Genomic DNA, 20,781 nt, shown 5'->3' on the forward strand with positions numbered 1-20,781 from the left:
TGGGACTCCTTTGCTTGCTGTGCGTGAAGCTACCCGAGGCGCGCGCGGACCAGGCCCGCGATGTTCTCGGGGGTGAACCCGTAGCGCTCCTCGAGCACCTTGCCCGGGGCCGAGGCCCCGAAGTGGCTGATGCCGAAGGCGATGCCGTCGGTTCCGACGTACTTGTACCACAGATCGGGGCGGCCCGCTTCCACGGCCACCTTGAGCGCCCCGGCGGGCAGTACGGCGGCGCGGTACGCCGCGGGCTGCTCGTCGAACAGCTCGAAACTCGGCACGCTGACCACCCGGCAGCGCAGGCCCGTAAGCAGGGCCGCCGCGCGCATGGCCAGCTGGACCTCGGAGCCCGAGGCCAGCAGGACCACCTCGGGCTCGCCCTGGCAGTCGGCCAGCACGTAGCCGCCCCGGGCCGGGCCGTCCAGCACCGCCGGATGCGCCGCAGGGTCGATGACCGGCAGGCCCTGGCGGGTGAGCATCAGGCAGGTGGGCCGCGCGGTCTGGGTCAGGGCGATGTTCAGGCAGGCGTTGGTCTCGTTGGCGTCCGCCGGGCGCAGCACGAGCATGTCGGGGATCAGCCGCAGGGAGCTGACGTGCTCGATGGGCTGGTGGGTCGGCCCGTCCTCGCCCACGTAGAACGAATCGTGGGTGAAGACGTGCAGCACCGGCAGCTTTTGCAGCGCGGACATGCGCAGGGCGTTGCGCTCGTAGTCCGAGAAGGTCAGGAACGTGGCGCCGAAGGGCACGACCCCGCCGTGCAGGGCCATGCCGTTGAGCACGGCGCCCATGGGGAATTCGCGCACGCCGAAGGACAGGTTGCGCCCGCCGGGGTTGTCCGGCCCGAACACGCCCACCGTCTCGCGGAATTTCACGGTCTGGTTGGAGGGGTCCAGGTCGGCGGAGCCGCCCGCCAGCAGCGGGAGCTGGTGCATGATCTCGTTCAGCGCCGCGCCCCAGGCCTTGCGCGTGGCCACCGAGGCGCCGGGGGTGAACTGCGGCCAGGTCAGGCGCAGGGTGTTGCGCCGGGCGGTGATGGCCTCCCACAGGGCGGCGAACTCGGGGTCGGCGTCCAGGCGGGCGGTGAGCTTGCGGTGCCACATGCCGCTTTCGGCGCAGAGGTGCCCGAAGCGCGAGCGGAAATGGGTCAAAACGTCGGCGGGCACCTGGAAGTCCTGTTCGGGGTCCAGGCCCAGCTTGGTCTTGGTGGCGGCGATCTCCTCGGGGGAGAGGGGCGCGCCGTGGGTGTTGAAGTCGCCTTCCAGGGTCGCGGCGCCCTTGGCCATGACGGTGTGGCCGATGATCAGCGTCGGGCGGTCGGCCTCGGCCCGGGCCTGGGCCAGGGCGGCGCGGATGGCGCCGTGGTCGTGGCCGTCGATCTCCAGCACCTGCCAGCACATGCCCTCGAAGACCTTGCGGTAGTCGGTGCAGTCGCAGCGGCTGGTGGGGCCGGCGAGCTGGATCTTGTTGCTGTCGTAAAGCAGCGTGAGCCTGCCCAGGCCCCACTGCCCGGCCAGGGCCGCCGCGCCCAGGGCCACGGGCTCCTGAAGGTCGCCGTCGGAAGCCAGGACGTAGGTGCGGTGGTTGCACAGCTCCTCGCCCAGGCGGTGGCGCAGCATGGCCTCGGCCACGGCCATGCCCACGGCCATGCCCACACCCTGGCCCAGGGGGCCGGTGGTGGCCTCCACGCCGGGGGTCATGTCGTGCTCGGGGTGGCCGGGGGTGCGGCTGCCCCACTGGCGGAAGGCCTTGAGGTCGTCGATGGTCAACAGGTCGCGGAAATGGAGCAGCCCGTAGAGCAGCATGGATTCATGCCCGGCGGAGAGCACGAAGCGGTCGCGGTCGAACCAGGAGGGGTCCTTGGGGTCGAAGCGCAGGGTGTCCTTGAAGAGCACGTAGGCCATGTCCGCCGAGGACATGGGCCCGCCGGGGTGCCCGGAGTTGGCCTTGCGGGTGGCGTCCATGATCAGGCCCTTGAGGGCGCTGACCGCCAGGGCGTCCAGGGCGCTGTCTGTGGTGTGTTCCATGGGTGGCGTTTCCTTGTGCGGGATGCGGTTGATCCGGCCCGGGGCCGGGCGGGCGGGCCCTACGAGGCGGGGTCCATCAGGTCCACGCGCCGTTGATGGCGGCCCCCTTCAAACTCGGTATTGAGGAAAAAGTCAAGGATCTGCAAGGCGGCGCCGTCGCCGGTCACGCGCTCGCCCAGGCAGAGCACGTTGCAGTCGTTGTGGCGGCGGGTCATTTCGCACTGGTAGGCGTTGGCGCACACGGCGGCGCGGATGCCGGGAAAGCGGTTGGCGGCCATGCTCATGCCGATGCCCGTGCCGCAGACGAGCACCCCGGGCACGCCCCGGGACAGCACGGCGCGGCACAGGTCCTGGGCGATGGCGGGGTAGTCGCAACTGTCGGTGGTCATGGTGCCCACGTCCAGGACCTCGATGCCCTGGCCCTGCATGGCGGCCTTGAGGACTTCCTTGAGCCGGAACCCGGCGTGGTCCGAGCCGATGGCGACGGTGGTGGAAGACATGGGGTATCCTTCGCCCTGGCGGGCGGGCTAGTTGTCGTCGTGGTCCAGCTCGCGCCTGCGCCGGGCAAGCATTTCCTTGCGGGTGCGGCGCAGGTCGTCGGCCATGAACTCCAGCTCCTTTTCCAGGAAGTCGATCTGGGCTACGGCGATGCCCGCCTCGCCGTCGGCGGCCAGGGGCGCCTTGCCCCCCGAGGCGAGATGCACGCGGGCCAGCCGGCCCAGGGCGGCGTATTCGGCGTCCAGGCGGCGGCGCACCTGGCGCGACTCGTAGCTGCGCAGCCAGCCGGTGAGCATCCACCATATCTCGCCGCCCAGCACGCGCAGGCCCGTGCGGCAGTTGGCCAGCACGCCGCCCAGGGCGCCGGGGCGGCGCGAATCGTTTTCCGGCTGCGGGGCCGGGCCGGCCTCGGGGCAGGGTGCTTCCGGGGCGGCCCCGGGTGCGTCTTTCTGGGTCATGGTGGTCTCCCGTCCCCGTCAGTTGTCCAGGGTTTCGTACAGTTCAAGGGGCACGGTCCTGGTGCCCTCGGGCACGGCCAGGGCCAGCCGGTCGCCGGGCCAGGGCGCCTCGCGCCGCTCCAGGCGCTTGATGCGCATGATGGCCGTGGCGCTGGCCGTGCGCAGCGCCAGGCGCCTGGGCTCGGGCAGGGCGGCGGCCTCGTCGAAGGCTCCGGCTTCCAGGGTCCAGGCGACGCCGTGCAACCGCCCTGCAAGTACCACCGGTCTGCCCGCCGCGTCCAGCGTCAGCGAGGAGACGGGCTGCGGGCCGGAGAACTCGTAGACGTAGCCGCCCTGGGGGGCGGGCCGGGCCGCGTCGTAGCGCGCGGGCACCAGCCCCGCGTAGCTGCCGCAGACCAGCGCCGCCAGGTCGCCCAGGGACAGGGGCACCCCCAGGCCCATGCGCGCGGCCCCGGCGCGCGGGTCGGCGTGGACGTAGCGGGTGCGCTCGCCGGGGAAGTAGCCCTCGATGCCCCGGGCGTCCTCGCGCCACAGGGCCACGGGCGTGCCGAACCCGGCGCTCATGTCCAGGCGCAGGGCGTGCCGGTCGCGCCGTCCGCCGTGCGGGCCGTCGCCGGGGTTGCCCCACAGCTCCAGCTCCACGCGCATGGATTTGTCCGGCCCGGCGTAGTTCAGGCTGCCCGAGGCCGAGAAGCCCCGGGTGAGGCCGTCGGCCCTGGCGCGGGCGCCGCTGAAGGCCGCCCACAGGGCCGCCGCGGGCGGGGAGTCCTCGCGCAGGGGCTTGGGGCCGCAGCCCCACAGGCCCAGGCCCAGGGCCACCAGGGCGGCCAGGGCGGCCAGGACGCGCCCGGCCTGCGGCGCCGGGCGGGTGCGCGCGGGGCGAAGCGCGCTCACAGGGCGTCCAGCTTGCCCTGGACCCGCACCTCGCCGGGGCGCAGCTCCAGGCTGTTGCGGTAGCCCTCGCGGGCCTTGTCGCGCAGGCCCATGCGCGCGGCGATGTCGCCGTAGTGCTCCCAGATATCGGCCTCGTCGGCCACGTGCTCCACGGCGCGCCGCACCAGCTCCCAGGCCTTGCGCGTGTCGCCCAGGCGGAAATGGACCCAGGCCAGGGAGTCGATGATGTAGCCGTTGTCGGGCTCGATTTCCAGGGCCCTGCTGACGAGCATCAGGGCGCGTTCCAGTTCGCGGCCCTGGTCGGCCAGCATGTAGCCCAGGAAGTTCAGGGCGTCGGCGTGCTCGGAGTCGATGGTGATGATCTGCTCCATCACCTCCAGCCCTTCGTCGGTGCGCCCCAGCTTCTCCAGCACCACGCCCCGGGAGTAGAGCAGTTGCGTGTCCTCGGGCCAGCGCGACACGGCCTTGTCCAGCACGGCCAGGGCCTGGGCGTTGTCGCCCTGGCGCTGGTGGTAGCCGGCTTCCAGCAGCGGATACTGGCTCTGGTCCGGGTAGCGGTCGGCAAGCTCGTGGATGAGGTCCAGGGCCTGCTCGGTTTCGCCCTTGTCCAGGAGCAGGTGGATGCGGAACTGGGCGGCGCGGTGGTAGTTGGGGTCGGTGTCGGGGATACGCTCCAGGTAGCGGATGGCCCGGCCCGCGTCGCTGTCGCCCTCGTAGGCCAGCACGGCCATGGAGAACCAGATGCGGTCGGGCGCGTCGCCGCGCTCGGACAGCGGGACGAGCACGGCCCGGGCCTGCTCGTAGAACTTTTCGTCCATGAACAGGGCCGCAGCTTCCAGGGCGTAGGCCGCGTCTGTGGGGCCCTTGCGGTAGATTTCCAGCGCCCGGTCGGGCTGGTTGAGCTTGAGGTTCAGGCTGATGAGCCGCAAGTGGACCTCGCTGCCCGTCTCGCCCAGGTCCAGCAGGCGGGTGTAGACCTTTTCGGCCTCCAGGTAGTTGCCGTCCACCTCGAACAGGTAGGCCAGCTCGGCCCAGGCCTCGACGAAGAACACGTCCTTGGTCACGGCCTCGCGCAGCATCTCGCGGGCCTGGCGGTTCAGGCCCAGGCCCGCGCTGGCCTTGGCGCTGTAGTAGAGGATGGCCGCGTTGCGCTCGGCAGGGGGGATGGAGCGCAGGTTTTCCAGGGCCTGGGCGTGCTGCCCGGCGTCGAGGTGGATGAGGGCCATGTCCTTGTAGGCCGTCCAGTCCTGCGGGTTGCGGGCCAGATAGTCGCTCATGGTCGCGATGGCGTCGTCGTGGCGCCGCTCGGCGTAGTAGGTGTTGGCCAGGGCCACGGCCAGCTCGCGCGAGCCCGGGTAGCGGGAGATGCCGTCCTTGAGCAGCACGCGGGCCTCGTCCACGCGCCCGGCGCGCCACAGGAAGTCGGCCCCCTGGCGGAACACGCTTTCGCGCGGGTCCAGGCGCAGCAGGGCGTCCAGGGCGTCCTGGGCGTCGGCGTCGTTGCCTGCGCGCCGGGCCTCCTCGAACTTCAGGTAGTTGTAGGCGGCCTCGGCCCGGGGCGAGCGCTCGGCCACGGGCACGGCGGGCGGGGCGGTGTCGGGGCGCAGGGGCGCGCACGAGGCCGCCCCGAGCGCGGCCAGGAGAACGAGGATGGCTGCTGTATGGCGATGCATGGCGCTGTGTCGTGTCCTTCGTATGCGGGGTTGCCGCGTGTGTGCTCCGGCGCGCTCAGGGCCGGGAAGCGTCGGAAAGCTCTTTGGCCGCCAGGGCTTGCAGTTTCGCGTGCAGCTCCTCGCCCAGGGCCAGCCCCAGTTCGATGAACCTTGGCCCGAAGGTGCGGCCCGTGGCGGTGCGGAAGGTTCCGGCCACCTCGCGGATCTTGGCCACCCCGGCGGGGAAGCGGCGCAGGATGTCGGCCACGGGCACCTCGTTGTAGTCGCACATCTCCCACAGGGTGGTGCTGAAATTGTCCGGCCCCCAGCGGAATTTGTCGGCGTCGTACAGCGCGCCCGAGAGCAGGGCCGCCTCGGGGTCGGCGGTGTCGCGGCGCGTGGTGAAGGCCTCGTGGTCGCTGATGGCGAAGGCCACGCGGGCGAGGTCTTCGGGGGCCAGGGGATAGTCGGCCAGGATGGAGGTGGACAACTCGGCACCCCGGGCGGCGTGGTCGTCCTCCAGGCGGCAGATGTCGTGCAGCAGCCCGGCCAGATGGGCCAGCAGGGCCAGGTGCCGGGCCCGGGCGATGTCGCCCTGGCGCATCTCGGCCAGCACGATGGCCCCGGCTTCGATGGCCACCTTCTTGGCGTGGTCGATGCCGTGGCCGTAGTCGTCGTAGAGGAAGGGGATCACGTCCTCCTGCAGGCGCACCAGCAGGGGGTTGTCGAAGAACGTCGAGCGGGAGTAGTCCAGCTCGCGGGCGCACTGGGTGTAGAAGCCCGGCATCTCCTGGCGGGCGACCATGGCCCGGGCCTCGGTCTTCATGCGGGCAAGCAGCTTATTCATCGGCCTCGATCCAGTCCTGTGAAAAGTCGTCGATGTTGTCGGAAAGCTGTTTCTTGATCTTCAGCAGCAGGCGGGCCTCGATCTGGCGCACGCGCTCGCGGGTGATGCCGTAGCGCTCGCCGATCTCGCGCAGGGGCACGGGCGAGTCCGAGAGCAGGCGCAGTTCCAGGATGTCGCGCTCCTTGTCCGACAGCAAGGGCACGATGGCCCGCAGGTGCCGGTGCAGGACGTCGGCGATCTCGCCCTGGGCCAGGGAATCCTCCACGCCGGGGGTCAGGGCGGGCAGGAAGTCCATGCGCGTGGCCCCGCCGCCGTCGTCGGACAGGGGCAGGTCCAGGGACATGTCCTGGCGCGCCAGGCGCTGGTCCATCTCGATGACCACGTCCTCGGACACACCGAGGTTCTTGGACAGGGTGGCCGTGTCGGGGTCGAAGCCCTGGCTGATGAGCCGCTGGCGTTCCTTGTTCAGGTTGTAGAAGAGTTTGCGCTGGGCCTGGGTCGTCCCTATCTTCACCAGCCGCCAGTTGTCCATGATGAACTTCAGGATGTAGGCCTTGATCCAGAAGGCGGCGTAGTAGGAGAACTTGATGCCCTTGTCCGGGTCGAACTTCTGCACGGCGCGCATCAGGCCCACGTTGCCTTCCTGGATCAGGTCCAGCACGTTCTGCATCCAGCGGCGCTGGAAGTCCATGGCGATCTTGACCACCAGGCGCAGGTGCGAGGAGACCAGCCGGAAGGCCGCGTCGGAGTCGCCCTCGTCGCGCACGCGCCGGGCCAGCTCGAATTCCTCCTCGGGGGCCAGCAGGCCGAACTTGCCGATTTCGCGCAGGTAGAGGTGCAGCGGGTCGCGGGTGGCGACGGCGCCGGCGGGTGTCGGCAGCAGCTCGAACACGTCCGTGTCGTCCAGGCCGGGGTCGTCGTCCAGCTCGGGGTCGAGGATGTCCTCGTCCTCCTCGCGGGCGTCCTCCTCGGGCGGCAGGACTTCGGGCGTCTCGGCCTGGGGGCCTGGCGTCTTGTCATGCATTGTACGGGATCCGTGTGTCATATTTTCGTCGTGCTGTCATGTGCGGGCAGAGGGGGAGGCGGACCGGGGCGGGCCGCAAGGAGCCGCGGCTTCCGGCGGCGCCGCAAAAAGAAACGGTATAGTTTTTGTTTGGCCTTTTCAATGATTTTGGTTAATCATCACTCCCTCCGGGGCGCGCGGGAATGCCCGCCCCTGGCCGCTTCCCGGGCGCTTCCCGGGCCCAGACAACCTCAATGGAGAACAACCCTTGCCTGATTTTCGCCGCCTTCTGGCCGACGGGCTGGTCCATCTTTTCGATGGCGGAATGGGCACCCTGCTCCAGGCCAGGGGCCTGAAGTCCGGGCAGTCGCCCGAGATGTTCGGCCTGGCCAACCCCGAGGCCGTGGAGAGCGTCCACCGCGACTACGTGGCCGCCGGGTCCCGGGTGGTGACCACCAACACCTTCGGCGGCACGGCCTTCAAGCTCGGCTTCGGGCAGGACCCGGTGGGCGTCTCGCGGGCCATGGCCGCCTGTGCGCGGCGCGCGGCGGGCGAGCACGCCTTCGTCGCGGGCAGCGTCGGCCCCACGGGCCATTTCGTCAAGCCCATGGGCGACGTGGGCTTCCGCGAGCTGGTGGCGGCCTTCGCGGCCCAGGTGCGCGGGCTGGCCGAGGGCGGGGCGGACCTCATCCTCGTGGAGACGCAGTTCGACCTGGCCGAAGCCCGGGCCGCAGTCATCGCCGCGCGCGAGACCTGCGACCTGCCCGTGGCCGTGTCCATGACCTTCGACAAGGGCGCCTGCCTCACGGGCACCGCCCCGCTGACCTTCATCGACACCATGCAGAACATGGGCGTCGAACTTCTGGGCACCAATTGCAGCGCTGGGCCCGAGCAGATGCTGGACGTGGTGCGGGCCATGCTGCCGCGCCTGTCCACGCCGCTGGTGGTGCAGCCCAACGCCGGCCTGCCCGAGCTGGACGACCAGGGCCGCACCGTGTTCCGCCTGGGGCCCGAGGAGTTCGCGGCCCAGGTCATGGGCTTCGTGGACATGGGCGCCAAGTTCCTGGGCGGCTGCTGCGGCACCACGCCGGAGCACATCCGCGCCGTGGGCGCGCGCCTGGGCCAGCGGGCCTGGGTCCTGCCCGAGCCGCCCGAGCCGCCGTGTCTGGTGGTCACTTCACGTTTTGCCTCCGTGCCCCTGGGCCACGGGCGGCCCGCCGTGATCATCGGCGAGCGCATCAACCCCACGGGCAAGAAGGAGCTCACCGCCCAGCTCCAGGAGGGCCGCTTCGACGAGGCCGTGCGCCTGGCCGAGGAGCAGGTGCAGGCCGGGGCGCGCATCCTGGACGTGAACGTGGGCGCGCCCATGGTGGACGAAGCCGCGCTTTTGCCCGCCCTGGTGCAGACCCTGGCCACCCGCGTGCAGGCCCCGCTGTGTATCGACTCCACGGACATCGGCGCCGTGCGCGCCGCCCTGGACGCCTACCCCGGCTCGCCTCTGGTCAACTCCATCAGCGGCGAGCCCGGGCGCATGGAAGAGCTGGGGCCGCTGTGCCGCCTCTACGGCGCGCCGTTCATCCTTTTGCCCCTCAAGGGCCGCAAGCTGCCCGTCACGGCCGCCGAGCGGCTGGACGTGGTGGAGGAACTGCTGGCCCAGGCCGAGGGCCTGGGCATCCCCCGGCGGCTCATCGTGGTGGACGCGCTGGTGCTCACGGTGTCGTCCAAGCCGCAGTCGGCCCTGGCCTGCTTCGAGGTCATCCGTCAGTGCCGCGAGCGCTGGGGGCTGGCCACCACCTGCGGGCTGTCCAACATCTCCTTCGGCCTGCCCGCGCGCGAGCTGCTCAACTCGTCGTTTTTGACCATGGGCTTGGCCCACGGGCTGACCTCGTTCATTGCCAACCCCGGGTCGGCCCGGCTGCGCGAAAGCCTGGCCAGCGCCGAGGTGCTGCTGGCGCGCGACCCCCAGGCCGCGTCGTTCGTGGCGGGCTTCTCGGGCTGGACGCCGGGTGCGGGCGGCGGCCCGGCCCAGGGCGGCCCCGGCTCCGGCCCCGCCGAGCCGGTGAAGACCCTGGGCGACGCCGTGATCCGCGGCGCCAAGGACTCCATCTGTGCCATGATCGACGCCGAGCTGGCCCAGGGCGCGGACCCCTTCGCCCTGGTCAACGGCCAGCTCATCCCAGCCATCACCGAGGTGGGCGAGAAGTACGAGCGCAAGGAATACTTCCTGCCCCAGTTGCTGCAATCCGCCGAGACCATGCAGGCCGCCTTCAGCCACCTGAAGCCCCTGCTGGAAGCCGCAGGCGGCGCCCCGCGGGCCAAGGTCGTCATGGCCACGGTGGAGGGCGACATCCACGACATCGGCAAGAACATCGTCATCCTCATGCTGCGCAACAACGGCTTCGAGGTCATCGACCTGGGCAAGGACGTGCCCGCCGCGCGCATCGTGGAGGCCGCCGAGCGCGAGGGCGCCTCGCTCATCGGCCTGTCGGCGCTGATGACCACCACCATGGTCCGCATGCGCGACACGGTGGAGCTGGTGCGCGAGAAGGCGCTGCCCTGCCGCGTGCTGGTGGGCGGCGCGGTGGTGACCCAGGATTTCGCCGACTCCATCGGGGCCGACGGCTACACGCCCGACGCCGTGAGCTGCGTGAAACTCGCCAAGGATCTGACCGCCTGAGCCCGGAGGCTTTGCCCATGCTCCTGCTTCTGCGCCCGCTGCTGCGGGCCCTGGCCCTGACCCTGGCCCTGGCCGCCGTGGCGGCCCCCGCCCTGGCGGCCTCCTCCGCGCCGCAGCAGCCCGCCGCCGTGCAGGACGCCGCCGCCACCACCGCCGCCGGGGACGCCGTCCTCGGCCCCATGGATGTGGTGCGCCTCATGGCCCGGGCCAAGGGCAAGGTGACCGTCCTGAACTTCTGGGCCTCGTGGTGCGCGCCGTGCCGCGCCGAGATTCCCGAGCTCAACGCCGTGCGCCGCGCTTTCGGCGAGGACAAGCTCGTGCTGCTCGGCCTTTCCGTGGACGAGGACCCCGGGGCCTACGCCCGCTTCGTGGCCAAGACGGAGTTCACCTACCCCGTGCACCTGGTGGACGACGGCGTGGCCGCCATGTACCGCGTGGGCGCCATCCCGCGCATCGTGGTCTACGACACCAAGGGCGAGCTGGCCGTTTCCCACGAGGGCGGCATGCCCGCCCAGACCCTCAAGAACCTCGTTACCACGCTGCTGACGGAGAACTGATCCCGTGGCCGAACTCTACATCCGCAAGGCCAAGATGCAGGACGTGCGCGCCATCCACGGCCTGCTCATGCAGTGCGCCGGGCGCGGCGAGCTGCTGCCCCGGTCGCTGTCCGACCTCTACCAGCGCCTGCGCGACTTCTTCGTGCTCGTCTCGCGCGAGGACGACTCCGTGCTCGGCTGCTGCGCGTTCGCCATCTGCTGGGAAAACCTGGGCGAAATCCGCTCCCTGGTCGCGGTGCCCGAGGTCCAGAAGCAGGGCTGGGGCCGCAGGCTGGTGGAGGCCTGCCTGTCCGAGGCGGTGCTCTTCGGGGTCTACCGCGTGTTCACCCTGACCTACGTGCCGGGCTTCTTCGCCCGCCTGGGCTTCGAGGAGGTCAGCAAGGACGTGTTGCCCCAAAAGGTCTGGGCCGATTGCCTGAACTGCCCCAAGTTCCCCGAATGCGACGAGATCGCCATGCTCCTGACCCTGTAGGATGCACTTGAACTTTTTCGTACAACCTGCCACAATCACAGCATATAAAGGATTCGCCTGCATGACCGACAAGATGAGGACGGTGATCAGCCCGGAGCAGATCGAGGCCAGGGTGCGTGAACTGGGGGCCGAGATCACCGGCGTCTACCAGGGCCAGCCCCTGACTGTGGTCTGCGTGCTCAAGGGCGCCTTCCTGTTCTTTGCCGACCTGGTGCGCCGCATCGACCTGGACCTGGAGCTGGAGTTCATCCGCCTGGCCAGCTACGGCAGCGGCACCAGCAGCGGCGAGCTGGTGTTCTCCAAGGACCTGGAGACCACCATCCAGGGCAAGAATGTCCTCGTGGTCGAGGACATCGTGGACAGCGGCCGGTCCATGGACTTCCTTTTGCGCACGTTTGCCGAGCGCAAGCCGCGCAGCCTGCGCCTGGCCGCCCTGGTGGACAAGCACGAGCGCCGCGAGGTGCCCCTGGATGTGGATTTCGCCGGATTCAGGCTGGATAAAGGCTTCATCGTCGGCTATGGCATGGACTACGCCGAGCATTATCGCCAGCTTGGCGGCATCTTCGAAATCGAGTCCTGAGGCCCCGGCTCCCACGGGCCGGGACGAAGCATTGCGAGTCGCCCATGATCGTCGAGTGCCCCAACTGCAGATCCTCGTTCAGTCTCGATGACGCCCTGGTGCCCCCGGGGGGGCGCAAGGTGCGCTGCTCGGTGTGCGAAAACGTCTTCACGGCACAGCCCCCGACCCATCCGTCCTCGGGCGACCTGCCCGAACTCGACGAGCTGGACGAGGGCTTCGGCGAGGATTTCGGCGCCGACGACGCGGACCTTCTGGCCTCCCTGGGCGACGCCGCCCTGGAGGGCGACAGGCCCGCGCCCCGGTCCGCCCCGGCGCAGCCCGCCGCCCCCGAGGCCGGGCCCGCCCCCCGGCCCTCCGGCAAGTCCGCCACCCCCTCCCTGAGCCTGGACCTGGACGCCGCGCCCGGCAAGCCCCGCCGGGGCAAGGGTCGGCGCATCGCGCTGGCCGCGCTGGCCGTGCTGCTCCTTTTGGGCGCCGGGCTGGCCGGGGTCTGGCAGTTCGCCCCGCAGTACCTGAACCTGGCACTGCCGGGCGCCGGGGCCGGGCTCGGGCAGGGCGACGAGCAGACCGCCGTGCCCGCCGCCGAGCTGGCCGAGCAGGTCAAGAAGATCTCCCTGGAAGGCATCAAGCAGTATTATGTGGAGAACGACAAGGCCGGGCGGCTGTTCGTCATCCAGGGCAAGGCCGTGAACCTTTTCGAGGGCCCGCGCGAGCTTATCGCCGTGGAGGCCAGCCTGTTCGACGCGCAGAACCAGGAGCTGGCCACCCGCCGCCTGACCTGCGGCAACACGCTGGACCTGTTCCAGCTCCAGGTGCTCGGCCAGCCGGAGATCGACGCCGCCCTGGAGAACGAGGCGGGCATCGGCGCCAACAACATCAACGTCCAGCCCGGCCAGGGCGTGCCGTTCATGATCGTGTTCTTCGCGCCGCCCGGCGGGCTGGCGGAGTTCAACGTCAAGGTCGTGGCGGCCAAGGAAGTGGCGCCGTGAGCGCGGCCCGCGCCCGGGCCTGCGGCGGGGGCCAGGCCCGGCCCCGCGCCCGGGCCTGGCCTGCTGCCGGGCGCCCGGCGCCCCGGCTGCGCGCGCGCGTCGCCCTGCCTGCCCCGCACCCATGAAAACCAAGCGCGTCTACGTCTGCTCCGAGTGCGGCGCAAGGTCGCACCAGTGGCAGGGCCAGTGCGCGGGCTGCGGCGCGTGGAACACCATGGCCGAGCGCGCCGAGGCCAAGCCCGCCGCTGCCCCGGGCCGCCGCGCGCCCGCCGAAACCCTGCTGGCCGAGAACCGCCCCGCGCCCCTGGCCGAGCTGCGCCAGGGCCGCGCCGTGGCCTATTCCAGCGGACTGGAGGCCCTGGACGAGGTGCTGGGCAAGGGCTTCGTGCCCGGCGGGGTGGTCCTGCTGGCCGGGGAGCCGGGCATCGGCAAGTCCACGCTGCTGCTGCAATTGGTGGGCAACCTGGCGCGCACCGGGCGCAGCGCGGTCTACGTCTCCGCCGAGGAATCCCTGGGCCAGATCCGGGGCCGCGCCGAGCGGCTGGACCTGCTCTCGCCGGACCTGCTGGCCATGGCCACCACCCGCGCCGAGGACGCCCTGGCCGCCCTGGCCCAGGGCCAGGCGCCGGACCTGATGGTGGTGGACTCGGTGCAGACCCTGTCGTCCGAGGCCGTGGAAGGGCTGCCGGGCAGCGTGTCCCAGGTGCGCGCCGTGGCCACGGCGCTGGTGGAGCAGGCCAAGCGCTGCGGCACGACCCTGGTCCTGGTCGGCCATGTGACCAAGGACGGCCAGATCGCCGGGCCCAAGCTCCTGGAGCATATGGTGGACACGGTGCTGTCCCTGGAGGGCGACCGCCAGCACCTGTTCCGCATGCTGCGGGTGATGAAGAACCGCTTCGGCCCGGCGCATGAAATCCTGCTGTTCCACATGACTGGCGCGGGCATGGAAGTGGTGGACGACCCGTCCACTTTCTTTTTGCAGGACCGCGACCCCGGCCTGTCCGGCGCGGCGCTGTGCATGGCCGTCTCGGGCCAGCGGCCCTTTGCCGTGGAGGTCCAGGCCCTGGTGACCAAGACCTTCCTGGCCATCCCCCGGCGCACGGCCCTGGGCTTCGATGCCAACCGCCTGCACCTGCTGCTGGCGGTGATGGAAAAGAAGCTGCGCCTGAACCTGGGCGGCGTGGACATCTACGCCAAGATCGGCGGCGGCATGAAGCTGGCCGACCCCGCCCTGGACGCCGCCATCGTCGCCGCCGTGCTGTCGAGCTTCTACGACCGCGCCCTGCCCGAGGGCGCCGTGACATGGGGCGAAATCGACTTAAACGGCCAGATCCGCCCCGTGGCCTCCCACGACATCCGCCTCAAACAAGCCGCCCGCCTGGGCCACGCCCCGGTCCTGCACCCGGGGGAGGTCAAGAATATCGCTGTGTTGCAAACGCGGCTGTTCGGGCGGGGCAAAGAGGGCGGGGGCTGACGGGTATCGCAAGCGCCTGGCTCGCAGTCGTTTTCCGCGCGTTCGGCGCGTTCTTCTCTTCCTTGATTCCTTGTCTTTTTTGATTCCGTTGGCCCCGCGCTCGCCCCGGGGTGGGGTGGTCCTGCACCAAATTCCAGTCCGCATCAGGTCTGGCGTCTCCTTCGGGCGGGCAGACGCGCCGTGGTGCCCCGCCAAAATCCAGCCTGAACAGGCAACAACCCGGCCCCCCTGCGCCGCATGCGATGCAGGGCAGGGGGCGCCGACTTGCCAAAGGGCTGCCAGCGGCGTATGCTTGGCGCATACGAAAGAATACACGCGAATACGCAGGGAGAACATGATGCAATCCGTCACGACAGTCCGGCTTGAGCCGGAAATCCGCGAGCGGTTGGACAAGCTGGCCGAGCAGCTGGACAGATCGCGCGCCTGGATCATCAAGGAAGCCGTGGCCCAGTACCTTGAGCGCGAGGCGTGGTATCTGGACGCGGTGCAAAAAGGGCTAGACGATGTGCACGCTGGCCGCGTCATCGACCAGGACGAAATGGCGGCGCGGTTGAAGGCCAAGGGCTTCAATGTCGCCCCGTAAGGCGCTGTCCATCAAATGGACGGCAAGCGCCTGGGAGGACTTGGACGGCATTACGGAATATCTTCTTGCCCAGGGCGTGGCGTTCGAAAGCGTTGAAGCGTACGTCAAACGCATCTTCAAGGGTCCTGAACATCTCGCCACGCTTCCCGGCGCTGGCAAACCGGGGAGGATACCAAACACCCGGGAATGGCTCGTCAAGAATACGCCGTATGCATTGATCTACATGGTGGATGAAGACAATGTGTATATTCTCCGCGTGATGCACAGCAGTCGCCGTTTTCCGGAGTGTACAGAGAGAGTATTCACCTGACTCTGCCTTTCCCCCGCCCCGGTTTCCTCCGGGTTTCCCTATAACTGCCGCCCGCCCTTCGTTCGACGCCCTTTCCAGGCTCCTTTCTCCCCGCTGCCTCCGCTCCTCCTGTGATCCTGGAAGTCCTTTGTTGCGCCTGGGAATTCTATCTGTTCAAGCGCGCAACGGCTTCCTGCGATTTTTTCTCCCCGTTCCATCTTCGCCACGCCCGCCAGCCAGCCGCGCGGGCGATCGGGCCAGGCAGTTTCCGACGAGTGCGGGCAGGGTCCGTTCCAAGGGTGCCCTCCGGCGTCCTCCCGCTGTAAAATCCTAGAGAGAAAAGGAAAAATCGGCGACAGGCCTTTTCATTGTGCGCGCTGTCTGCTAGATTCCGATCCTAAGAGTCCAGTATTCTGACCGGCGTGGCCCGGAAGGTTTTCCCGGGCCGCGACCGTACGCCCATGCAAAGGAGGCATCCCATGGCAGACGACACCAAGGTTTCGCGGCGCAATTTTCTCAAAACCACGGGCATCGCGGCGGGGGCTGCCGCCTTGGGGACCATGGCCCTGCCCATGGTCGGCGCCGCCGCGCAGCACGAGGGGCACAGCCATGGCGCTTCCGAAGACGTGAACCTGCACCGCGGCAAGATGTTCTTCACCAACACGCTGGAATTCTCCATCCTGTCCAGCGCGGCGGAGCGGATTTTCCCCAAGGACGAGCTCGGGCCCGGCGCCATCGAGCTGGCCGTGCCGTACTTCATCGACAACCAGCTTGCGGGCGCCTGGGGCTACAACGCCCGCGAATACATGCAGGGCCCCTTCGCCCCCGGCGCGCCCACCCAGGGCCCGCAGACGGCCCTCATCCGCCGCGACCTGTTCCGCCAGGGCCTGCTGGCCCTGAACGACGCGGCGCAGCAGCGCCACAAGAAGGACTTCCCCGCGCTTCCCGGCGCCGAGCAGGACGAGATCCTCAAGCTGTGCCAGGCCGGGGAGCTGCCCACCGAGGGCTTCACCTCGTCCTATTTCTTCGCCGAGCTGCGCGGGGCCGTGCTGGCGGGCTGCTATGCGGACCCCATCTACAACGGGAACAACAACATGGACGGCTGGCGCCTGAAGGACTACCCGGGCGCGCAGATGGTCTACACGCACCTCATCGAAAACGACGGCTTCGACAAGGTCGAACCCATATCCCTGGCCAGCATGCAGTAGGAGGCGACCATGGCGAAAGAAATGAAGAAAGTGAACGTGGTCACGGTGGGCGTGGGCTTCACGGCGGGCATCGCCCTGGCGGAATGCGCCAAGGCGGGGCTTTCCGTGGTCGGCCTGGAGCGTGGCGGCAGGCGGGGGTTGCAGGATTTCCAGGAAATCCACGACGAGTGGCGCTACGCCATCAACTTCGGCCTGATGCAGGACCTGTCCAAGGAAACCATAACCTTCCGCAATTCCGAAAAGATGCCCGCCCTGCCCATGCGGCGCATGGGCTCGTTCTGCCTGGGCGACGGGCTGGGCGGCGCGGGCGAGCACTGGAACGGCATGAACTACCGTTTCAAGCCCTACGACTTCCAGCTCAAGACCATGACCGACGAGCGCTACGGCAAGAAGAAGCTCGGCCCGGAGTACCAGATCCAGGACTACCCGCTGACCTACGAGGAGCTGGAGCCGTACTTCACCAAATTCGAGTACGCCATCGGGGTGTCCGGCGAGCCGGGGCACTTCGACGGCGCGCGCTCCAAGCCCTGGCCCATGCCGCCGCTGGCCACGACCCCGGGCATGAAGCTCTTCGAGAAGGCGACCCGGGAGCTGGGCTACCACCCCTACCACATCCCGGCGGCCATCGCCTCCGAGCCGTACACCACCACGGACGGCATGCAGCTCAACCCCTGCCAGTATTGCGGGTTCTGCGAGCGCTTCGCCTGCGAATACGACGCCAAGGCCCAGCCGACCAACACCTTCATCCCCGTGGCGGAGAAAACCGGCAACTGCGAAGTGCGCTGCAACTGCAACGTTCTGGAAATCCTGAAGAAGGGCAACAAGGTCACGGGCGTGCGCTATGTGAACACGCTGACCCTGGAAGAGTTCATCCAGCCTGCGGACGTGGTGGTGCTGTCCAGCTATGTGCTCAACAACGCCAAGCTGCTGATGGTTTCAAAGATCGGCCGCCAGTACGACCCCGCCACGGGCAAGGGCACGCTGGGCCGGGGTTACTGCTACCAGATCCTGCCCGGCGCCACAGGCTACCTGAAGGAGCCCACGAATCTCTACGCCGGGGCCGGGGCCCTGGGCATGGTCATCGACGACCTGAACGCCGACGCCTTCGACCATTCCTGGCTGGACTTCATCCACGGCGGCTGCATCGCCATCTCGCAGACGGGCAGGCGGCCCATCGCCGCGAACATCACCACCCCCGGCACCCCGACCTGGGGCGCGGAGTTCAAGAAGAGCTCCCTGCACAACTTCAACCGCAGCTTCGGGGTCGGCGCGCAGGGCGCGTCCATGCCGCACCGGGCCAACTTCCTGGACCTGGACCCGACCTACAAGGACGCCTACGGCCTGCCCCTGCTGCGCATGACCTACAACTTCACCGACCACGACAAGGCGCTGTTCGCGCATCTCAACACGAAGATCGAGGAGATCGTCAGGAACATGGACACGGTGGCCGTCGCGCCCCGGGGCATGATCAAGGACTACAACATCGTGCCCTACCAGACCACGCACAACACCGGCGGCACCATCATGGGCAAGAGCCCGCAGGACAGCGTGGTCAACTCCTACCTGCAACACTGGGACGCCGAGAACCTCTTCGTGGTCGGTGCGGGCAACTTCCCGCACAACGGCGGCTGCAACCCCACGGGCACCGTGGGCGCCCTGGGCTTCCGTTGCGCCGAAGGCGTCCTCAAGTACGCCCAGAGCGGCGGCATGCTGGCCTAGCGGGTTGCCCCGGGCACGCGGGGGGCCAGGGCGGGAGCAGGGTGGTTCGGGAATCCCTTCCGGGCCGCCCCGCCCCCGGCCCGGGGCGCCTGCCCCGCGTGCCGACAGCCTACTGTGTATAGCGTTTGACGATCTCGTCCATGAGCCCCTCGCGCTTCATGTCCGCCAGCACCGCGTTGATTTCGGGTACCAGGGCCGCGACAGGGGACTTCTTGCTTATGGCGATGCGCAGGTCCCACTTGATGAAGGCTTGCTCCGAATGGACGAACTTGCCACGAAGCTCGGGATGCTTCTTGAACAAGCCCTTGGCGACGATCTCGTTTCCGGGAACAATGTCTGTTCTGCGCGATAACAGCATCAGATAGCTCTGATAGTCCGTATTCGCGACCTCGACGTCCATTGTCGCGAGTATTTTGTCGAACTCGTGACCATAGCTGTACCCCTGGGTCACGCCGACCTTGTAGGGCCGCAACTCTTCCAGCGTGTCGAAGTCCACGGCCCCGCCCTCCCTGCCTGCCACAGACCAGATAAGACCGCGCACCGTCATGACGGGGTCCGTGAAGTGCAGATACTCGGATCTTTCGGGAGTCTGGATCAGGATCATCGTGCCGTCTGCACGGCCCTGTTCAAGGAGCAGCAACGTTCTCTTCAGGGGATAGACGTTGGTTTCGGCAGTCAAACCGAGACGGGCGAAGAGCACATGCGCAATGTCGATGGCGATGCCTTCCACGGTATCGCCCTGTTCCTGATAGAAGGGCGGGTACTTGAAGCCCACCAGCCGTATCGTCTTCTGCTCCTGGCTCCAGGCCGCAGAAACGAACAGGGAGAGCATGAGCAAGGTGCCGACGAAAACGAAAAGAAACGTGGCCACCGGATTGCCGGGGACGCCCCGGCTGGTTCCCGGTTGTGCTGTGCGTGGCAGGCAAGGATCGATTGTCGCCCTGCGCAAAGACATATCCTTCCTTCGTTCGCTTCAGGCCACTGCTTTGTTGGTCATGGCGCCGTCTCCACCAGGCATGAGGGTGCCCCAAAATTTGAATGGAACCATGAGCGCCTGTTATGGCGGAAATGGGCCATGCCGACCAGCCCGGTCGCCGACAGGAATCGTCTCTCCCCTTCGCCTGCCGCCTGCATCTCCAGCCAGGGCTTTCCAACTGTAGCCCTTGTATAGCGAGGAAGCCTTCCCTGGGCAATACCAATGCGCCCGCCCTGCGTGCTGGGGGCGGGTGTTGCTGGTCGGGGGGGGGGCGGTCCGGGGCGGAATTGGCCTGTGATCCCGCAGTTCTTTCGGGCGCCGTCCTGGCGCACCCGAAGAACTAGGCCACGTCCCAGACCTGTCCGGCGGGGGTGTCCTTGACCGTGGCGCCCAGGGCGGCGAGCTGGTCGCGCAGGGCGTCGGAGGCGGCGAAGTCCTTGGCGGCGCGGGCGGCGGCGCGCTGGTCCAGCAGGGCCTGGACCTGGGCGGCGTCGATGCCCTTGCGCCGGGCCTGGGTGTCGCGCAGGGCGGCGAGGAACTGCGCCGGGTCCTGGGTGAAGACGCCCAGCACCGCGCCCCAGGTGTCCAGGTCGGCCTGGATGCGTTCCCAGGCGGTCTTGGCGCCCTGGGTCTTGCGCAGGGCCTTGTCCTCGGCGATGCGCCCGGCCAGGCGCACGAGGTTGAACACATGGCCCAGGGCCTGGGCGGTGTTCATGTCGTCGGCCATGGCCGCCTCCCAGGCGGCTTCCTGCTCGGCCAGCTCGGTGGCCAGCTCGGCGGGCAGGTCCGCTCCGGCCCATTTGGTGCCCGCCAGGGCCGCGGCCATCTCCTGGCGCGCGGTGTAGATGCGCCGCAGGTTCTTTTCGGCCTCGTCCATGTTGTCCAGGGTGAAGTCGATGGGGCTGCGGTAGTGCTTGGTCAGCAGGAAATAGCGCAGCGTCTCGGGCAGGTAGGCATCCATGATCTCGCGGATGGTCTTGAAGTTGCCCAGGCTCTTGGACATTTTTTCCGAGTCCACCTGCACGAAGCCGTTGTGGACCCAGAAGCGGGCCATTTCCGTGCCCGTGGCGGCCTCGGTCTGGGCGATCTCGTTCTCGTGGTGCGGGAAGATCAGGTCCTGCCCGCCGCCATGGATGTCCAGCGGCAGGCCGAGGTGCTTGTCGCTCATGGCCGAGCACTCCAGGTGCCAGCCGGGGCGGCCCGGGCCCCAGGGGCTGTCCCAGGTGGGCTCGCCGGGCTTGGCGGCCTTCCACAGGGCGAAGTCCAGGGGGTCTTCCTTTTCCTCGCCGGGGGCCACGCGCGCGCCCGCGCGCATCTCGTCGATGTCGCGGCCCGAGAGCTTGGCGTAGCCCGCGAAGGAGCGGACCCGGAAATACACGTCGCCCGAGGGCGTGGCGTAGGCGTGGCCCTTGGCGATCAGCTCTTCGGTCAGCACGAGCATCTCGGGGATGTGCGTGGTGCAGCGGGGCTCCACGTCGGCGCGCAGGATGCCCAGGCGGTCCATGTCCTCGTAGAAGGCCTGGATGAAGCGCTCGGCCAGGGCCATGGGGTCCTCGCCGTTCTCGTTGGCGCGCACGATGATCTTGTCGTCGATGTCCGTGAAGTTGCGCGCGAAGGTCACGGTGTAGCCCATGTGGCGCAGGGTGCGCACAAGCACGTCGAAGACCACCGCCGAGCGGGCGTGGCCGATGTGGCAGTAGTCGTAGGCCGTGATGCCGCAGGCGTACATGCGCACGTGGTTGTCGCGCAGGGGCGTGAACTCTTCCTTGCGGCGGGTCATGGTATTGTAGAGCTGCATCGGGGAATGCTCCGTGGCGTGTGGATTTCGTTGGCGGGCCGGGGCGCCCTGGGCCGCTGCTGGCCGGTTGGGCATCATGCCCGAAACGC

The 20,781-nt window shown here is 68.8% G+C and carries 19 protein-coding genes; 10 read left to right on the forward strand and 9 right to left on the reverse strand.

Annotated elements, in window-relative coordinates; all coding sequences use genetic code 11:
* Window positions 1-29 precede the first annotated feature (29 nt).
* Genes tkt through G495_RS0105060 form a run of 7 tightly spaced genes read right to left on the reverse strand, consistent with a single transcriptional unit; the run spans window position 30 to window position 7,391 of the window.
* Window positions 30-2,018, reverse strand: coding sequence for a transketolase (tkt, locus tag G495_RS0105030; RefSeq protein ID WP_028586903.1), 1,989 nt, complete (start codon window positions 2,016-2,018; stop codon window positions 30-32).
* Between the two features lie 59 nt (window positions 2,019-2,077).
* A complete protein-coding gene (rpiB, locus tag G495_RS0105035) occupies window positions 2,078-2,518 on the reverse strand; it encodes a ribose 5-phosphate isomerase B (RefSeq protein WP_028586904.1) in 441 nt (146 codons plus the stop codon).
* A gap of 27 nt (window positions 2,519-2,545) precedes the next feature.
* Window positions 2,546-2,974: a hypothetical protein gene (locus G495_RS17745; RefSeq protein WP_051445078.1), complete on the reverse strand. Its 429-nt coding sequence runs from the start codon at window positions 2,972-2,974 to the stop codon at window positions 2,546-2,548.
* An 18-nt stretch (window positions 2,975-2,992) separates the two neighbouring features.
* The gene (locus tag G495_RS0105045; RefSeq protein ID WP_028586905.1) at window positions 2,993-3,868 is read right to left on the reverse strand and encodes a hypothetical protein; all 876 of its coding nucleotides are present in this window, start codon (window positions 3,866-3,868) and stop codon (window positions 2,993-2,995) included.
* On the reverse strand, window positions 3,865-5,541 hold the full coding sequence (locus tag G495_RS0105050) for a tetratricopeptide repeat protein (RefSeq protein ID WP_051445079.1): 1,677 nt from the start codon (window positions 5,539-5,541) through the stop codon (window positions 3,865-3,867). The genes G495_RS0105045 and G495_RS0105050 overlap by 4 nt, the downstream gene beginning before the upstream one ends.
* A 55-nt stretch (window positions 5,542-5,596) precedes the next feature.
* On the reverse strand, window positions 5,597-6,367 hold the full coding sequence (locus G495_RS0105055; protein ID WP_028586907.1) for a hypothetical protein: 771 nt from the start codon (window positions 6,365-6,367) through the stop codon (window positions 5,597-5,599).
* Window positions 6,360-7,391 (reverse strand): RNA polymerase factor sigma-32, encoded by a 1,032-nt coding sequence (locus G495_RS0105060; protein WP_051445080.1) that lies wholly within the window; start codon window positions 7,389-7,391, stop codon window positions 6,360-6,362. Before G495_RS0105060 ends, G495_RS0105055 begins: the two co-directional genes overlap by 8 nt.
* Before the next feature lie 247 nt (window positions 7,392-7,638).
* Here G495_RS0105060 and G495_RS0105065 point away from each other — a divergent pair, with 247 nt between their 5' ends.
* The 10 genes from G495_RS0105065 (at window position 7,639) to G495_RS0105105 (ending at window position 17,918) form a co-directional block, all read left to right on the forward strand.
* Window positions 7,639-10,047, forward strand: coding sequence for a homocysteine S-methyltransferase family protein (locus G495_RS0105065; protein WP_028586909.1), 2,409 nt, complete (start codon window positions 7,639-7,641; stop codon window positions 10,045-10,047).
* A 17-nt stretch (window positions 10,048-10,064) separates the two neighbouring features.
* A complete protein-coding gene (locus G495_RS17750; RefSeq protein ID WP_051445081.1) occupies window positions 10,065-10,604 on the forward strand; it encodes a TlpA family protein disulfide reductase in 540 nt (179 codons plus the stop codon).
* Window positions 10,605-10,608: 4 nt separating this feature from the next.
* Window positions 10,609-11,076 carry an N-acetyltransferase gene (locus G495_RS0105075; RefSeq protein ID WP_028586910.1) on the forward strand — a complete coding sequence of 156 codons (468 nt, stop codon included), beginning with the start codon at window positions 10,609-10,611 and terminating at the stop codon, window positions 11,074-11,076.
* Window positions 11,077-11,137: 61 nt separating this feature from the next.
* Entirely contained in the window at window positions 11,138-11,656 is a 519-nt protein-coding gene (gene hpt, locus G495_RS0105080; protein WP_028586911.1) for a hypoxanthine phosphoribosyltransferase, read from the forward strand.
* Between the two features lie 44 nt (window positions 11,657-11,700).
* Window positions 11,701-12,645 (forward strand): DUF3426 domain-containing protein, encoded by a 945-nt coding sequence (locus G495_RS0105085; protein WP_028586912.1) that lies wholly within the window; start codon window positions 11,701-11,703, stop codon window positions 12,643-12,645.
* A gap of 121 nt (window positions 12,646-12,766) precedes the next feature.
* The gene (radA, locus tag G495_RS0105090) at window positions 12,767-14,119 is read left to right on the forward strand and encodes a DNA repair protein RadA (protein WP_028586913.1); all 1,353 of its coding nucleotides are present in this window, start codon (window positions 12,767-12,769) and stop codon (window positions 14,117-14,119) included.
* A gap of 334 nt (window positions 14,120-14,453) precedes the next feature.
* Window positions 14,454-14,702, forward strand: a complete 249-nt coding sequence (locus G495_RS0105095; protein WP_028586914.1) for a CopG family ribbon-helix-helix protein — start codon at window positions 14,454-14,456, stop codon at window positions 14,700-14,702.
* Window positions 14,689-15,012, forward strand: a complete 324-nt coding sequence (locus G495_RS20930; RefSeq protein WP_084457869.1) for a type II toxin-antitoxin system RelE/ParE family toxin — start codon at window positions 14,689-14,691, stop codon at window positions 15,010-15,012. The genes G495_RS0105095 and G495_RS20930 overlap by 14 nt, the downstream gene beginning before the upstream one ends.
* Window positions 15,013-15,470: 458 nt before the next feature.
* On the forward strand, window positions 15,471-16,199 hold the full coding sequence (locus G495_RS0105100; protein ID WP_028586915.1) for a gluconate 2-dehydrogenase subunit 3 family protein: 729 nt from the start codon (window positions 15,471-15,473) through the stop codon (window positions 16,197-16,199).
* A 9-nt stretch (window positions 16,200-16,208) separates the two neighbouring features.
* Entirely contained in the window at window positions 16,209-17,918 is a 1,710-nt protein-coding gene (locus G495_RS0105105) for a GMC family oxidoreductase (protein WP_028586916.1), read from the forward strand.
* A gap of 109 nt (window positions 17,919-18,027) precedes the next feature.
* Here the strand turns inward: G495_RS0105105 and G495_RS20205 are convergent, their stop codons facing one another.
* Window positions 18,028-18,873, reverse strand: a complete 846-nt coding sequence (locus G495_RS20205) for a substrate-binding periplasmic protein (protein WP_084457871.1) — start codon at window positions 18,871-18,873, stop codon at window positions 18,028-18,030.
* A 361-nt stretch (window positions 18,874-19,234) separates the two neighbouring features.
* Window positions 19,235-20,692: a cysteine--tRNA ligase gene (gene cysS, locus G495_RS0105115; RefSeq protein ID WP_028586918.1), complete on the reverse strand. Its 1,458-nt coding sequence runs from the start codon at window positions 20,690-20,692 to the stop codon at window positions 19,235-19,237.
* Window positions 20,693-20,781: the final 89 nt, after the last annotated feature.

This window comes from Desulfocurvus vexinensis DSM 17965, assembly GCF_000519125.1.
GTDB classification, from domain to species: domain Bacteria; phylum Desulfobacterota; class Desulfovibrionia; order Desulfovibrionales; family Desulfovibrionaceae; genus Desulfocurvus; species Desulfocurvus vexinensis.

Coding starts and splice junctions, on each gene's coding strand:
- tkt (WP_028586903.1), bottom strand. CDS start 2,018: ATGGAACACACCACAGACAGCGCCCTGGACGCCCTGGCGGTCAGCGCC.
- rpiB (WP_028586904.1), bottom strand. CDS start 2,518: ATGTCTTCCACCACCGTCGCCATCGGCTCGGACCACGCCGGGTTCCGG.
- G495_RS17745 (WP_051445078.1), bottom strand. CDS start 2,974: ATGACCCAGAAAGACGCACCCGGGGCCGCCCCGGAAGCACCCTGCCCC.
- G495_RS0105050 (WP_051445079.1), bottom strand. CDS start 5,541: ATGCATCGCCATACAGCAGCCATCCTCGTTCTCCTGGCCGCGCTCGGG.
- G495_RS0105055 (WP_028586907.1), bottom strand. CDS start 6,367: ATGAATAAGCTGCTTGCCCGCATGAAGACCGAGGCCCGGGCCATGGTC.
- G495_RS0105060 (WP_051445080.1), bottom strand. CDS start 7,391: ATGCATGACAAGACGCCAGGCCCCCAGGCCGAGACGCCCGAAGTCCTG.
- G495_RS17750 (WP_051445081.1), top strand. CDS start 10,065: ATGCTCCTGCTTCTGCGCCCGCTGCTGCGGGCCCTGGCCCTGACCCTG.
- hpt (WP_028586911.1), top strand. CDS start 11,138: ATGACCGACAAGATGAGGACGGTGATCAGCCCGGAGCAGATCGAGGCC.
- G495_RS0105085 (WP_028586912.1), top strand. CDS start 11,701: ATGATCGTCGAGTGCCCCAACTGCAGATCCTCGTTCAGTCTCGATGAC.
- radA (WP_028586913.1), top strand. CDS start 12,767: ATGAAAACCAAGCGCGTCTACGTCTGCTCCGAGTGCGGCGCAAGGTCG.
- G495_RS0105095 (WP_028586914.1), top strand. CDS start 14,454: ATGATGCAATCCGTCACGACAGTCCGGCTTGAGCCGGAAATCCGCGAG.
- G495_RS20930 (WP_084457869.1), top strand. CDS start 14,689: ATGTCGCCCCGTAAGGCGCTGTCCATCAAATGGACGGCAAGCGCCTGG.
- G495_RS0105100 (WP_028586915.1), top strand. CDS start 15,471: ATGGCAGACGACACCAAGGTTTCGCGGCGCAATTTTCTCAAAACCACG.
- G495_RS0105105 (WP_028586916.1), top strand. CDS start 16,209: ATGGCGAAAGAAATGAAGAAAGTGAACGTGGTCACGGTGGGCGTGGGC.
- G495_RS20205 (WP_084457871.1), bottom strand. CDS start 18,873: ATGTCTTTGCGCAGGGCGACAATCGATCCTTGCCTGCCACGCACAGCA.
- cysS (WP_028586918.1), bottom strand. CDS start 20,692: ATGCAGCTCTACAATACCATGACCCGCCGCAAGGAAGAGTTCACGCCC.